Origin of the sequence: Pedobacter suwonensis, assembly GCF_007833675.1 — a bacterium.
Lineage (GTDB): Bacteria > Bacteroidota > Bacteroidia > Sphingobacteriales > Sphingobacteriaceae > Pedobacter > Pedobacter suwonensis.
In genome coordinates, this window is sequence record NZ_CP031708.1 from 2,226,644 (window position 1) to 2,242,388 (window position 15,745).

Genomic DNA, 15,745 nt, shown 5'->3' on the forward strand with positions numbered 1-15,745 from the left:
CTAATGTTAAAGTTAAAACGTTTTAAAGCTGGAAGGCTTAAGGTTTCCTTTTGCTGTCGGCGTTAGTTTTTGTTAAAAAACAATCTGTTTGCCTAAATAGTAATCAATTACTTTGGCCCTAAATAATAAGTCGTATTTAGCCTGGATAAAGTCAATCTCTGCTTTATTTCTATTGGTTTGCGCTGTACTATAATCAAGTGAATTAACAAGGCCAACATTATAACGTTGTTCCACAACATAAAAAGCATCCTTTTGGGCATTAAACGCATTCTGAGTTGAACTGTAGCGACTTTCGGCTGCCCTTAAATCAGTTGTTGCCTGAAAAATGACTTTATTCAAATTATTTTTGGCCAATTGCTCCTGGGTTAAAACATTGTTATAATTAATTTTCGCTCTCCGCACATTTGACCTGGCAGTAAAACCATTAAAAATAGGGATCTGCAAGTTCATTCCAATACTTTGACCTAAACGTTGATTGATTTGATCAGCAAATGAGGATTGTGGAAACTGGCCACTGTAGTTGAATTGATAAGAATAAGAAGTATTTAATCCAGCTCCCAGACTTAGCGATGGGTAATACGATCCTTTTGCAACAGCTATGGCTTGCTTTGCAGCCAATGAACGCAAACTGGCCAGTTTGATATCAGGAAAGATGTTTAACGCATTGTTATAAATTTCCTCTGCACTTTGGTTTGTTGGTGCTGTTTTAACATTATCAATCAGCGGCGCTTGAACAACGAACTTTTGATTAGGCTGCATTTCCATGAGCTGTCCTAAAGTTAAGTATGAAATGGAAAGCGCATTTTGTGCATTGGTTAAATTTAATTCAGCCGTAGCCACTTGCGATTTAGCCTGAGAGACATCCGCAAGGGTCTTATTTCCTGCATCTAATAAGGCATTCTCCCTTGCTAAAGTTTTATTAGCAATATCCAGCTGTTCTCTGGATGCCCTTTCTAAATCGGTATTGTATAAAACCTGTAAATATGCCGTAACAACATTTAGAACTAAGTCATTTTTTATTTTTTCAACATTACTTTTGCCAACTTCGAAGAGTGTTTTATTCTGCCGAATCTGATTAACTTTAGCAAAGCCTCTAAATACATCAACATTTGTACCTAGGTTTGCACTAGTAAATAATGAGGTTTGATTGGTTACCTGAAAGGTTGTTTGATCCAAACCGCGACCAAACGTCAACGTTGGACCTACAGAAGCATTTAGGTTAGGATAAAGCGCATATTTAGATTGTGTTAAATCCTCATTTGCCAATGCTGCACTAAATTGAGCCTGTTTAATCGTTAAGTTATTATTTAACGTGTTTTCAACCGCTTGTTGAATGGTGATAACCTGCTGGGCATTTACATTAACAGCAAAGTTCAATAATAATACTAAAGCAGATCCGGTAATTAACTTTTTATTGGTAAACATCTTCATAATTTGTTTCGATTCTAATATAAACAACTTTTAATCATTTCAATCTGTTCAGGCATTTACTAACTTTGAAGTTAAATGTACCTGATCAAATCACCGCTTCTGCTAAAATGGTATTATCCATCGCTGTTATGGAATAAACCCCGCACCGAAAAAGTTATTTATCTGACCTTTGACGATGGACCTATACCCAATGTTACAGATTTTGTATTAAAAACTCTGAAAGTCTTTAATGCTAAAGCTACTTTTTTTTGCATCGGTGATAATATTGTTAAACATCCCAGGGTTTTTGAACGTGTAAAAACCGACGGGCATGCCATTGGCAACCACACTTTCAATCATTTAAAAGGATGGAAAACCGATGATGAAACCTATCTGGAAAACACGCTTAAGTGCCAGGAACTTACACAATCTAATCTTTTCCGTCCACCTTACGGGAGGATCAAAAAGTCCCAAGTCCGAAGTCTAAAGTCTAAAGTCCTAAATTTCGGGTTTGACTCAGGACTAAAGACTACCGACTTAGGACTAGAAATCGTCATGTGGGATGTACTCAGCGGTGATTTCGACATTAACCTCTCGCCCGAAAAATGCTACCAGAATGTGATCAAACATACCGAAAATGGTTCTATCATAGTTTTTCATGATAGCTTAAAAGCATTTGATCGTTTGGAATATGCATTGCCCAGGGTTTTAGCCTATTTTACCGAAAAGGGTTTCACTTTCGCTACGCTTTAGCGATTGTTGTGCCAAGTCAGGCATACCTGCTCCAGTAAGCTGAAACAGGCTTTCTGCCAGATTACCAATGAGAAGCTGTTCGAAAACGGACAAAACTGTACGGAATTGAACGATATTATTTGGATATGGCATACTTTAAATTATCAAATAACCTTTCCATTAGCTTCCTATCCGATGTAATAATTTCTGCGGTTCCCTTTGTTTCAGGCTTGGCTTTCAAAGCTGTCCCATAATTAGTTTTTAACTCGTTAGGGAAATCAACTAAAACCTGATATGATTCTATATCGCCTTTTTCTACTTTAGTTAGATTTGAAGTTAATGATATAGACTTTACTTTTCCGGTAACGGAACCATATTCATTATATGGAAAGTTATCCAATTTTACAATAACCTCTTGCCCTTCCTTTACCTTTCCTGCACCTTGGGAAGCAATTGTTAACTGTCCAATCAGCTGATCTTGTTTAGGAATAACCGTAAAAACTGGTTCTCCGCTTTGAATAAATTGATTTTCAGTATAAAATTTAAGAAACTGTATTTTTCCATCAAATGGAGCCTTAAATAAGTACTTTTGTTCCCAAACTTTAATATTGTCTACCAAGTCATTATAAGATGAAATAAGGGCTATTTTTAACTCCTTTTCTTTTTCAGGTTTTGTAATATATAGTTCATCTAATTGATTGGTTGTTTGTTGAAGGTTTTGCCTCAGGCCAGTCAGATTACTTAAGGCACTTTGATACGCATCTTTAGCCGAAATATAGTTGATTTGTGTTTTATCTAATTCGGCTTCGCTAATTACTTTCTTGGTGAATAGAATAGAGTCGCGCCTAAAAAATTTATGAGTAAAATTCAAATTATTTTCGGACATGGTTATTCTTTGTTTCGCGACCTTAATTGCTTTTTCCTGTTCGTTTAAGATTTCTTTCAAGCTAGCATCTTTTTTATCATAAAGATGATCTTTCTGATAATTAATATATAGTTGAAGTGCTGACGTAAATGCATAATATTTAACGTTTAAGTCTCCTAATGAAAAATTCTTAGGCAGATGACTAAACAGCTCCATCACATTGCCGCCATTTGGATTATAGTCTTTAAGCAGTTTAGATATATAATCAACATTTTTAGGTTGCGTTGCATTTTCAATATAAGCTATAATTTGTTCTGCCTTTACATTATCCATAGATCTGACATTCACTATTTTCAATTTACCATAGGTATTAGAAACTAATTTTAATGGTGCGCTATTAGCATTAATGGTAATCTGACCTTGAACTACATCTGGATAACGCACTATCCAGCCGAAAACAGCCATCAGCATAAACAAAAAAAGTACGATCAGCGTTACCCAGATACCGAAACGGTGAGGCATGCGTTCAATAATATGCTGCACTTCTTCACTTCTTTCAGATTGAAGTGCTATATCTAACTTAGTATTTTCCATCAGATCGAGATTACAGGTGTATTGATTAAGTTTTCAAAGCCTTCGAGTCCTGCAATTTGAGATTGAACGAGTTGGAAGTAGCGACCTTTCCTTTCCATCAGTGTCTCATGATTTCCAATTTCCACAACCATACCTCCCTGCATAACAATAATCTGGTTTGCCTTTCTTATGGTACTCAAACGGTGTGCAACCACAATAACTGTTTTTCCTTTGAAAACATCATCAAGTGCGTCGGTTATTTTTTTCTCATTGATGGTATCTAAAGAATTAGTTGCTTCATCAAAGAAAAGGTAATCCGGATCTTTATATAATGCTCTTGCGATTAAAATTCTTTGTTTTTGCCCTCCGCTTAAACCACGGCCTTGTTCTCCCATCATAGTCTGATACCCCAAGGGCAAAGCTTCGATCTCCTGTGCGATATTGGCGGTACTTAAAGCTTTTTTTAACTTTTCATAATCTATATGTTCATCATCCAATACAATGTTGTTTAAGATAGAATCATTAAAAATTTTTCCGTCCTGCATTACGGCACCACATTTATTTCGCCATTGCCTGAGGCTCACATTGTTGATATTCATATCACCAATTTTGATTTCTCCATAGCTTGGTTTATATAAACGCAGCAATAGTTTTAATAATGTAGATTTTCCACTTCCGCTATCTCCAACTATTGCCGTTACTTTACCTTCAGGTATAATAAGCCTGACACCTTGCAAAACTAGCTTTCCTGCAGGTGTATATTGAAAGGCAACATTATTAACAATCAAACTTTTATTTTCAGGCAGCTCTACATGGTTTGTGCCAACATGATCATGCTCGTCTTCCAATTGATGAATTTCATTGAGGCGTAGAAAACTCAATTTTGCAAACTGAAAAGAAATGATAAACTGTATGAATTGCTGCACTGGCGCATTAAGCATTCCGATAATAAATTGAGTTGAAATCATCACCCCAAAAGTGATTTGACCATTAATTACCGCTTTGGCGCAATAAAAGGTTATAAAAAGATTCTTTAGCTGATCAATAAACTGAGCTCCTAAATTTTGTGTGTTGGTAATGCTTAAAACCCTAAGGTTGACCTTATAAAGCCGTGCCTGAATATTTTCCCACTTCCATCTTTTCTGCTTCTCATAATTGTTAATCTTGATATCTTGTATGCTACCAATGGTTTCTACCCAATAACTTTGGTTTTTACTAACCAATTCAAAATATTCCCAGTCAAGTTTTTTGCGAATACTTAGAAACGCCATTACCCAAAGCACATAGATTGCACTACCGCCCAGAAAAATCCAAAAGATGGTGGTGTTATAGATGAACATGATAACTCCAAAAACCACGAATGTTAAGGCAGAAAAAAGCATACCCAACGAATTGTTCATGATAAAGGCCCTGATGCGTTCATGATCCTGTGCCCGTTGTAGAATATCACCCGCCATTTTATTTTCAAAAAAGGTTATAGGTAATCGCATTAATTTAATTAGATAATCAGAAATAAGCGCAATATTGACACGGGAAGTTACGTGAAGCAGAATCCAGTCGCGCACCATGTTACTCAACAATACACTTATTATAATGGCGATATTGGCCAATAATACAATATTTATGAAATCAAGATCATGTGTCTGTATCCCTACATCAATAACAGACTTACTGATAAATGGCAGGAACCCTTGAAGTATTGTAACGAGGAGCATCACGATAAACAGGTTTGCAAAATTTTTCCGGTACGGATGAAAGTAACCTATAAAATTCTGAAAAGTCTTTTTACGTTCTGTTTTTTCGCTATCGCTTCGTTCATAAAAATCGGCCATAGGTTCTATGGCCATTAATACGCCCCTACTAGCCTGAACCCCTTCATAAACACCTTCGGTATTTACTTTAGCTTCTTTCTTTAACCACTTCGAGGCGAACTCAGTTGCTGAATATTTAAGATGGCCTTTGGCTGGATCAGAAACATAGATAGTAGCATCAGCATGATCATAAGGGTTTAGGTGCTCTGTATTATTATTCGTTCTTTTTGCCTTAGCCTCATAAACAACAATAAAGTGACTATTGTCCCAATGGACAATAACCGGTAATGGAACTTTATATAACAAATCATCAATGCTACATTTTAAAGATAAACTTCTCAAGCCAATTTCTTCCGCAGCATGACTAAGATCTGCAAAAGAAACACCCTCTTTGGTTACCCCGCATTTATCCCGGAGGTATTGTAAACTATAAAATTTTCCATAATGTTTGGCGATCATTTTCAAACAGGATGGACCACAGTCCATCATATCCATTTGACGATCAGAAGGGAAAGCACTGTATTTCATGCGTTAAAATTAGATAGCACAAAAATGTTACTTTAAGCTGATGATTACCAAATAAAGTATTCCAAATCAGAATAAATGTCAATATCTAATAAGTATTGGTTAAAATATGAAAATTCGCCATAATGTTGTGTGTTTACATTTACCACCTAAAAAATTAATAGCACTTAATCAATATTATTGATGATAAAATCTAAAGCAAGGCTCGCATTCGAAATGTTAGAAAAAGAAATGGAACTTCTTATTCCAGAAGAAACAACCCGGTATCTTGGGGGTACCAGTAGTGATGGCAGTACCATTTGGGGAATAGACTCACAAGGAAACTTCTATTACAAATACGAAGGTGAAACTACCTGGACAGCCTTTAATCCCTTGAACGAGGTAACCGTTACGAGTAATGGCAATAGTACGTTAAACAATATGTACAGCGATTACCTGTACTGGAAAAATCAAACATCTAGCACAGGTTATAATACCGGGCAATATTCTAGTACGGGTTATAATAGTAATGGTTATAACAGCAACGGATACAATAGCAATGGAAATTACGGTGGTGGTGGAGGCGGTGGAGGCATTAGCTATCTTGGAAATAGAAATTCAAATAGTGGCAGTTACTTAACCCCTCAAAGCGGTGGAACTCCAGGATCAATATCTTCCGAGTTAATGCAAACCTTAACGGATATTTGGAATGGGCCAGTTATGAGGGCGCTAATTCCTGATTTAATAAGTATTAATGTTTCTGCCAATTTCGTTCCACTTATTGGTAGTGGACAAACATTAGCTATTAACTTTATAACAAGAGGTGATGCTAGTGTATCACTAACATGGAGTGGTAGTTTTCGAGCAGGATTACACGCCGATGCATCTGCAAACCTTTCTGTAGGCCGTTTTCTGGGCGATGCTGAAAATATTTCGTTAAATTCATTACTAGGTACGGGATATGATGCATCATTAGACTTGGAAGCTGTTGGCGTAGGAGGATGGATATCACCATCCAGCAATCCTAACACTATTGTTCCAACTTGGATTGGAGCATCTTTAGGAGTCGGACCAGGAGCTGGCGGTTCAGGAGGTAAAAGTGAAACGTATTTAATTTATATAAATGGTAAACCGATGGTTTGGGATTTTTAATATTAAAATTAGATGAGATCTTGGCAGATTATTTTTATATCTATAATTTTGATTGTCATGATGATAATGATATTCAGTACTTTTCTGGAAAAAAGAAGAGTACTGAACGAACAATTTAAAGGCAAAATTGAAAAAATTCTTTATTATGAAAAGAATGAAGTTTCAGTAAAAGTGAATGGCCAATATTTTTTTTTAGGATCCGTGAGACAAGAATTTTTTGATAAGGTTAGGATAAATGATACCATAATTAAGAATAAAGGAAATTTATACTATGTTATCATTACTCAAAATGGTAAGTCACTTAAATTTTAATAATTAATATTTGTCATGCGCAAAGTTGCATTTACCAGATACGAAATATATTATAAATTAGCCTTAGCCTTTTCCACACTTGTCATCATCTCATGTACATTCACTACAAGTAGAATTAACCAAAAAGAGGATCAGCATATGGCAGTAAAAAGCATAAATCAATTTTATGATCAACTCAAAAAAAATGACTTTGCTAACACATTAAGTTTTTATTCAGATACTTTCAAAAGAAAATTAGATACTACAACTTTATACAGTTTTTATAGGAGTTATTATACCAGAATTGGTGGAATTAAGTCAGTTGATTTATTAAACTGCCAAACGCTTGCGAGTAATAATAATGGCCACTTGTTTAAAACATTTGTGATAACTTACAATGTACACCGAACCAAGGGAAAAACAAAAGAAAGATTCATCTTGAAATCCTATGATGATGAATCTCCTAAAATATCTAGGTATGACATTTTGGAGAATGCAATAAAAAACTAACCGTATAATTTTTGTTCAAGTGGAAAAGTATTATCAGGCGATCTTCAATTTTTTTTAAAAAAAGATGGGTATAACAATCTTACCCATCTTTTAGCTGCCATGATATTTTCGCTTATGCTAACGATAACTTTATTAAGTCTTACTATTATCGTGGATATATTATGGCCTGGCATAATCAATTTTCATTTTCAGAAACCATGGCTTTATATTGACGTTATAATTCAGTCGATTTTGGCTTACCTTATCGTTTTTTACATTTTTAAATTTAAAAAGAAGGGAGATAATGAAGATTACTCTTTCACTATTAGTAAAAAAAGCAGAAATACGGTTAGATTATTTATTGTTCAGTTTGTAATATTTTTAGTTTTATCCCTCTTGAGAGATTTTTTAAAAGGATAAAACTATTTGCCAAACTATTTAAGAAAAGTACAAACAATATGAAACCTAAAACGCCTCAAACCACTATTCTTATTCCATCCTATAATTGTGGGAATTACCTGCTGGAATGCTTAGGTAGTATTTTACGTCAGAATTATGATGATTATGAAATACTCCTTATTGATGATGGAAGTACTGATCAAACAGAAAAAATTATAAGATCACTAGAAATTACAAATCTTCGGTATTATCAAAATAAATCTAATTTAGGAATCGTGCCTACACTAAACCGTGGACTTAAACTGGCGAAAGGAAAATACATTGCCCGCATGGATGCTGACGATGTTATGCTGGGTAACCGATTGACAGAGCAAATTGAATTTTTGGAGAACAACCCCGATTTTGGAATGATTGGGGGAAGTTATCAGATCATGGATGGAAGCGGTATCTATAGAGATACCGTTCATACCCGAAATGACCCTGACTTTTTAAAGCTTTCGCTGATGTTTAGGAACCAGTTTCATCATGCTGCAATAACAATGCGCGCTGAAATAGCCAAAGAGTTAAAATACAGCACTAAATTTCCATATTGCGAAGATCATGAATTATGGATAAGGTTTTCAGAAGTTTCTAAAGTAAACAATCTAAAAGGAATTTATTTAAGTTATAGATGGCACGTCAATAACAGCTGCAGCAAAAATCAAGCAACGCTAAAAACTTCTGTGTTATCACTCATGTCCAGAGAATTAGATAAAATTACTGTTGAACATAATGCCAGAGAACTCATGCTTCATGGATCTGTTTGTTTTGGGATGGGGAATTTTAAATTTAGAGATACAGTGAGCGTAGCTGAATTAAAGAAATGGTATGATAAAATTTTTACCTCTACAATCTTAAAACAGCAATATTCCAGCGAATGGCTCGAAAATTTCAGAAAGGAAATTCTGAAGTCTTATTGTGGAATAAACGAATAGTATTAAATAACGCATCTCATCATGACAGCTAAAGCTCATTTTCCCAAAATAACCTATTTGATTTTGGCACATAAAATGCCCTTGCAAATCAGTCGTCTGATCAATGCACTTAGAGGTCCCGAAGTAAATTTCGTCATACACATCGATGCATCAGTTTCTATTGACGACTTTCATGAGGTGCTCAAGAATGATAAAAAAGTATATTTTTTGGACAAGAGGGTTAAAAGCAGCTGGGCAAGTTATGATATGATTCAGGCGTGCCTTAATGCTTTTCAATTCATCTTAAATAACCTAACAACAGATAGAATTATATTATTAAGTGGGCAGGATTATCCGATTAAATCATCTAAACATATCCATTCATATTTTTCGGCGAACAGAAATAAAATTTTCATAAACTATGTAAAATTGCCCTTTTTAAAAAGACTTGGGGGCGGTTTGATGAGATTTCCTAAAATTCCGAAACCACAATATATCGAGCATTTATATTCAGGATCTCAATGGTGGTCATTTCCGATAAACTTGATCCATTATATATTAAATTTCCTGGAAGCACATCCCGATTATATCCGTTACTTCAAACAGGTGTATTTACCCGATGAAAGCTTCTTTCAAACCTTGCTTTTAAATTCAACTGAAAATTTCATTAAGCAAAACCTAGTTAATTCTTGTTTGAAGATGATGCGGTGGGATGCGCCTTTTATGCATCCAAGGATGTTAACCTCTTCTGACAAAAACATTATAACCAGAAGTAAAGCACTTTTTGCTAGAAAATTTGATATTATCGAATCCAGGTCAATTTTAAAAACAATAGACGAGGCCTTTTTAAAAAGCGGGAAAATTCCGGACGGACAATCTTCTGATAACAAGGGAGAAGTATTCTTATTTATTATTTCTGGAAATGATAAAAGCCCAATTATTAAGGCCAAAAAATTTTTATCGTCCAAAACAACTCGGTTGCTCTACCATCAGGATAGCAATTCTGAACTTCTTAAAGGTTGGCCACTTAAAGATTGTATTGCTTTTAGCAATGACATCCTTCACAACCTCGGATATTTTGCAATTTCAGAAGATATATTTCCTGCAAATGTGCATTTTCCCTTGCTCAGAGTTTTTCTGGAGTATCCAGACTATGAATATTATTGGATTATAAATTCAGAAATTTATTCATCTGATGAATTGAATCACTTTTTCCTACACATTGAACAATCGGATGCAGATTTTCTTTCCCTCTCGTTTAAAAGCCGGGAAGAATTAAAGGATTGGCCCTGGTGGCAAAGTTTAATTTATAAATTAAAACCAATAGCTGATCAGGAACTAATTAAATCTGATAATACCATTTATAGGATCTCCAATTCGGCATTGGAATTTATACATTGTTGCCTTTCTGCTGGCTGGTCGGGCCATCATGATGTACTTTTACCAAGTCTTTTAAACAAAGCGGGATTCAACCTTGGAAAGATAAATATAATTGAGTAGAAAATACCTACTCAAAAAATAATCCCGATAAAGATAAAAAACAAGTAATCTATGTTAATAAATTGCTATATCAATGTAGCTAAAATTATTATATTATTAATCTCTTAAAATTAACGATTATGAACAAATCTAAAGCAAGGCTCGCATTCGAAATGCTGGAAAAAGAAATGGAAACTCTTTCTCAAGAACAGCAAAGAAATTTAAAGGGTGGCGATATCGGAGCTGTTACTTCAGGAACAGGTACAAGCAATGACCCTTTTATTATTACAATACCTATTTATTATGGAAATGATTTATCACTTGATATGCAAAATAGTATACATTCATCGATAAACAGTATTAATACAATAAGTTCAAATGGACTTACAGTGAATGGGAAAATGTATAGATATAATGCAGTGGCGACCATATCTGCAAATACTGCTTCAGCTCAAAACGATGCCGGAGCAAATAGCAGTTATTCAGGACTAATAAAAACGGGTAATCTAACAAGTTCAGTTGGTGGTGCACCTATTTTGGGTGATGCTGGTTCCGTAGTCGCAACTATTGATCCATTCAATGTTTCAATGAGTAATAGTTCACTTTCAAAAGTTATAAGTCATGAAATAGGTCATTTATTAGGATTAAATCATTCAACAAGCAGTAGTTCAGGGATGACGGCATCTGTAACCGGCAACTCTAATTCTGGGCTAACACAAGAAGATTTGGAAAATGTAATTCGAAATAGAAATTGGTAATATAATAACAATTGAAAATCCTCAAATAAAGATGAGGTTTTGTTAAAAAGTAGATAATAAACTATCGTTGGTTAGATAAAATAAATATTAGTTGTGATTAACTAAAATGCAATTAGGATGAAAATTTATGCAACCATAATTATGATTGCAATAAGAAAGCAAAAGGAGTTTAAATAGTATAGTTTGTCTCTACAAGAACTACTTTTTCTTTCTTGTAAGGATAATCATACTCCATTCCATACACTAGCAAGCAATAATATTACTCACGTAGATATGGAAAGGCACGCTGTGCAGCATCCATATAATATCGTTAATGATAAACTACGGTGAGCAATTGTGAAAAGAATAATAAAACGTCCGTTTACATAGGTTAGGTTGTTATTAAACCGAAAGCAGAATATATTATCCTGCCTGAATATAAAGATTTGCTAGTCTATGACCTGTTAAGAAATCATCTAAAATTATTGCTAAACCTTCGACAATAACACCGCTACAAACAAATTTAACAAGCTTTCATTAAATATTTATCTAATCTAAAAATTATGTTCTATCGAATCACTCCCTCAACCCACAAAATCTGTGCATTTATTTTATTGTTGATATGCTCAACAGCTGTAGCTGCACAGGTTAAAACCGACACCGTAACCATGTCGGTATTTTTCATACAGTTAAAGACAAACCAGGATACGCTAAAAACACCTGTTGATGATAACAGAAAATTAATCACCATCAGTGATTTGAACCAAACCGTGCCTGATCTATTAAAGAACATTACAGGAGATCAGCCAGATCAATTTAATGGAATGTTTATCACTTCTATAGATGATTTAATAATAAACGGTGGTGCCTTTATAGATCGTACTCAAGATGGCATCAGCATTTCTGATTTTAACAAAAATATTTCCTATTTAGAAGCACTAAAATTTTCCAGTTTCACGGCTTTACCCAAACCTATCCCTCCTTTCAATGAATATGCTATTGTTAAGGCAAAAGTGAAGTGGGTTAAATATACCAGAAAAAACCTAAAACCCACCGAAAACAGGTATAAGCAATCCTATTTAAAAGTTGTTAAAGGTGCAGACCAGATTCATTACCATTACTGGATACCCTTTCAAATCATTCATCAAAGTATAATCAATAACTAGGCACCATAAGTTCTGAAAAATAAATGACGAATGCCTTGGCGTTTTTAATCTGGTAAGGTAGTTATAATATTCATGAACTGTACTCGCGTTGTTTCTTGTTTTCTTAGCTAAAGGATCACAGTTTAAGGCTCAATCGGCAATTTAGAACAATTCCAAATTACGTAATCACCTACTCATGTCCGATAAAAAGATTGCTTTTTATTATTTTTGTTCCATCCAAAAAATTCACTTTTTTGGCCTATAACCACAAATTAATCACAATTAATAGTATTCTTTGGGAAAGTGTATTGATATATAACACTCCGCGAAAAAGGATAAATAGCTAAGATGAGTATTTATAACGATTATATTAAAGAGATTGAAGAACGTAAAATCCAGGGTCTTCATCCTAAACCTATTGATAGCGCCGATTTATTAAGCGAAATCATCGATCAGATCAAAAATGTAAATAATTTTAACAGGGCAGATGCTGTTAATTTTTTCATATACAATACCTTGCCGGGTACCACGGCCGCAGCAGGTGTTAAAGCCCAGTTCTTAAAAGAAATTATTGCAGGTGAAACTGTTGTTGCAGAGATTACACCTGATTTTGCTTTCGAGCTCTTATCTCACATGAAGGGTGGTCCTTCCATTAAAGTTTTGTTGGATATTGCCCTGGCAGACAATGGTGATAAAGCCAAAAAAGCTGCCGATGTGCTTAAAACACAGGTATTCTTATACGATGCCGATACCGACCGTTTAAAGGAGGCTTACCACAACGGCAATGCCATAGCCAAAGAAATACTGGAAAGTTATGCCAGAGCCGAATTTTTTACCGGATTACCTCCTGTTGCTGAAGAAATTAAGGTAGTAACCTTTATCGCGGGTATTGGCGATATTTCTACGGATTTATTATCTCCGGGTAACCAGGCGCACTCGCGTTCTGATCGTGAATTACACGGAAAATGCATGATTACACCAGAGGCACAACAGGCCGTTAAAGACCTTCAGGCACAACATCCCGATAAAAGCGTGATGCTGGTAGCCGAAAAAGGTACCATGGGCGTAGGTTCTTCACGTATGTCGGGCGTAAACAATGTGGCCCTTTGGACAGGTAAAAGATCAAGTCCTTATGTGCCATTTGTAAACATTGCACCAATTGTTGGTGGTACCAATGGTATTTCGCCTATTTTTTTAACCACAGTTGATGTGACAGGTGGTATTGGTATCGACCTTAAAAACTGGGTAAAGAAAACCGATGAGAATGGAAATGTAGTGCGCAATGAAAATGATGAACCGGTTTTAGAAGAAGTATATTCAGTAGCTACCGGAACGGTGCTTACCATTAATACCAGAACCAAAAAATTATATAACGGCGATCAGGAGCTGATTGATATTTCAAAAGCTTTAACGCCGCAAAAAATGGAATTCATTAAAGCGGGTGGCTCTTACGCCATCGTTTTTGGCAAGAAAATCCAAACCTTTGCGGCCAAAACTTTAGGGATAGAAGCTCCGGTTGTATTTGCTCCGGCTAAAGAAGTATCTGTTGAGGGTCAGGGTTTAACTGCTGTAGAGAAAATATTTAACAGAAATGCGGTAGGTTTAACACCAGGTAAGGTTTTACATGCCGGTTCTGATGTGCGCGTAGAAGTAAACATTGTAGGCTCGCAGGATACTACCGGTTTGATGACGGCTCAGGAATTAGAGGCTATGGCTGCAACGGTAATTTCACCGATTGTTGACGGTGCTTACCAGTCAGGTTGCCACACGGCATCTGTATGGGATAAAAAAGCACAGGCAAACATCCCAAAACTGATGAAGTTCATGAATGATTTCGGGGTGATTACGGCGCGTGACCCTAAAGGTACTTATCATTCAATGACTGATGTTATCCACAAAGTATTGAATGATATTACAATTGATGAATGGGCAATCATCATTGGTGGCGATTCACACACCCGTATGTCAAAAGGTGTGGCTTTCGGCGCCGATTCTGGTACAGTGGCGTTGGCACTAGCTACCGGCGAAGCCTCTATGCCGATTCCGGAATCAGTAAAAGTAACTTTCAAGGGCGAGATGAAAGCACACATGGATTTCCGTGATGTGGTACATGCCACACAACTGCAGATGCTGCAACAGTTTGATGGTGAAAACGTATTCCAGGGCAGGATCATCGAGGTACACATCGGAACTTTACTGGCCGATCAGGCCTTTACTTTTACCGACTGGACTGCTGAAATGAAAGCAAAAGCTTCGATCTGTATTTCGCAGGATGATACTTTAATCCAATCGCTGGAAATTGCAAAAAACCGTATCCAGATCATGATTGACAAAGGTATGGACAACCATAACCAGGTGCTTCAGGGATTGATTAACAAAGCGAACAAACGTATCGAGGAAATTAAAACCGGTATTAAACCCGCTTTAATGCCTGATACAAATGCCAAATATTATGCAGAGGTAGTAATCGACCTGGATTTAATCAACGAACCTATGATTGCCGACCCTGATGTGAACAATGCGGATGTTTCTAAACGTTATACGCATGATACCATCAGAGATTTAACTTTTTACGGTGGTGATAAAAAAGTAGACCTTGGTTTCGTAGGTTCTTGCATGGTACACAAAGACGATTTGAAAATCGTTTCACAATTATTAAAAAACGTAGAGAGCCAAACTGGTAAGGTAGAGTTTAAAGCACCACTGGTAGTGGCTGCTCCTACTTACAATATTATTGATGAACTCAAAGCAGAAGGCGACTGGGAATACTTACAGAAATACTCAGGATTTGAGTTTAGCGATGCCTTGCCTAAAAGTGTAGCGCGTACCGAATACGAGAACATCATGTACCTGGAGCGCCCTGGCTGTAACCTTTGTATGGGTAACCAGGAAAAAGCTGCTAAAGGCGATACTGTGATGGCTACTTCTACCCGTTTATTCCAGGGACGTGTGGTAGAAGACAGAGACGGCAAAAAAGGAGAATCATTACTGGCTTCTACCCCTGTTGTGGTGCTTTCAGCTATCCTGGGTCGCATTCCAAGCATCGAAGAATATAAATTAGCAGTAGATGGCATTAACCTAACCAAGTTTACCCCTATTTCTACAAAACAATAAGAAACAAAAAAGCATATTATTTGTTAACTTTTAGAAAAGGCTATCGGAGAAAATCTGATGGCCTTTTATTTTGCATAAATAATTGCATAGA

General features: G+C 35.8%; 11 protein-coding genes. 8 read left to right on the plus strand and 3 right to left on the minus strand.

Features of this window, described 5'->3' with window-relative positions; all coding sequences use genetic code 11:
* Positions 1–72: 72 nt before the first annotated feature.
* Positions 73–1,425, minus strand: a complete 1,353-nt coding sequence (locus DV942_RS08890) for a TolC family protein (protein WP_450091371.1) — start codon at positions 1,423–1,425, stop codon at positions 73–75.
* 81 nt (positions 1,426–1,506) lie between these two features.
* On the opposite strand from DV942_RS08890, the gene DV942_RS08895 reads away from it, so the two are divergent.
* Entirely contained in the window at positions 1,507–2,163 is a 657-nt protein-coding gene (locus tag DV942_RS08895; RefSeq protein WP_145856917.1) for a polysaccharide deacetylase family protein, read from the plus strand.
* 115 nt (positions 2,164–2,278) lie between these two features.
* Here DV942_RS08895 and DV942_RS08900 read toward each other — a convergent pair whose 3' ends face one another.
* Both DV942_RS08900 and DV942_RS08905 read right to left on the minus strand, forming a co-directional pair.
* Entirely contained in the window at positions 2,279–3,601 is a 1,323-nt protein-coding gene (locus DV942_RS08900) for an HlyD family secretion protein (protein WP_145856919.1), read from the minus strand.
* Positions 3,601–5,919: a peptidase domain-containing ABC transporter gene (locus DV942_RS08905; protein WP_145856922.1), complete on the minus strand. Its 2,319-nt coding sequence runs from the start codon at positions 5,917–5,919 to the stop codon at positions 3,601–3,603. Before DV942_RS08905 ends, DV942_RS08900 begins: the two co-directional genes overlap by 1 nt.
* A gap of 180 nt (positions 5,920–6,099) precedes the next feature.
* On the opposite strand from DV942_RS08905, the gene DV942_RS08910 reads away from it, so the two are divergent.
* From DV942_RS08910 to DV942_RS08940, 7 genes are all read left to right on the plus strand, one after another.
* Positions 6,100–7,047 (plus strand): hypothetical protein, encoded by a 948-nt coding sequence (locus DV942_RS08910; RefSeq protein WP_145856924.1) that lies wholly within the window; start codon positions 6,100–6,102, stop codon positions 7,045–7,047.
* Positions 7,048–7,374: 327 nt separating this feature from the next.
* Positions 7,375–7,848, plus strand: a complete 474-nt coding sequence (locus tag DV942_RS08915; RefSeq protein ID WP_145856926.1) for a hypothetical protein — start codon at positions 7,375–7,377, stop codon at positions 7,846–7,848.
* Between the two features lie 437 nt (positions 7,849–8,285).
* Positions 8,286–9,200, plus strand: coding sequence for a glycosyltransferase family 2 protein (locus DV942_RS08920; RefSeq protein ID WP_145856928.1), 915 nt, complete (start codon positions 8,286–8,288; stop codon positions 9,198–9,200).
* Positions 9,201–9,221: 21 nt separating this feature from the next.
* Positions 9,222–10,679, plus strand: coding sequence for a beta-1,6-N-acetylglucosaminyltransferase (locus DV942_RS08925; protein ID WP_145856930.1), 1,458 nt, complete (start codon positions 9,222–9,224; stop codon positions 10,677–10,679).
* 119 nt (positions 10,680–10,798) lie between these two features.
* Positions 10,799–11,416: a matrixin family metalloprotease gene (locus DV942_RS08930; protein ID WP_145856932.1), complete on the plus strand. Its 618-nt coding sequence runs from the start codon at positions 10,799–10,801 to the stop codon at positions 11,414–11,416.
* A gap of 542 nt (positions 11,417–11,958) precedes the next feature.
* Positions 11,959–12,561 (plus strand): hypothetical protein, encoded by a 603-nt coding sequence (locus tag DV942_RS08935; protein ID WP_145856934.1) that lies wholly within the window; start codon positions 11,959–11,961, stop codon positions 12,559–12,561.
* Positions 12,562–12,888: 327 nt separating this feature from the next.
* Positions 12,889–15,654: a bifunctional aconitate hydratase 2/2-methylisocitrate dehydratase gene (locus tag DV942_RS08940; protein WP_145856936.1), complete on the plus strand. Its 2,766-nt coding sequence runs from the start codon at positions 12,889–12,891 to the stop codon at positions 15,652–15,654.
* Positions 15,655–15,745 lie beyond the last annotated feature (91 nt).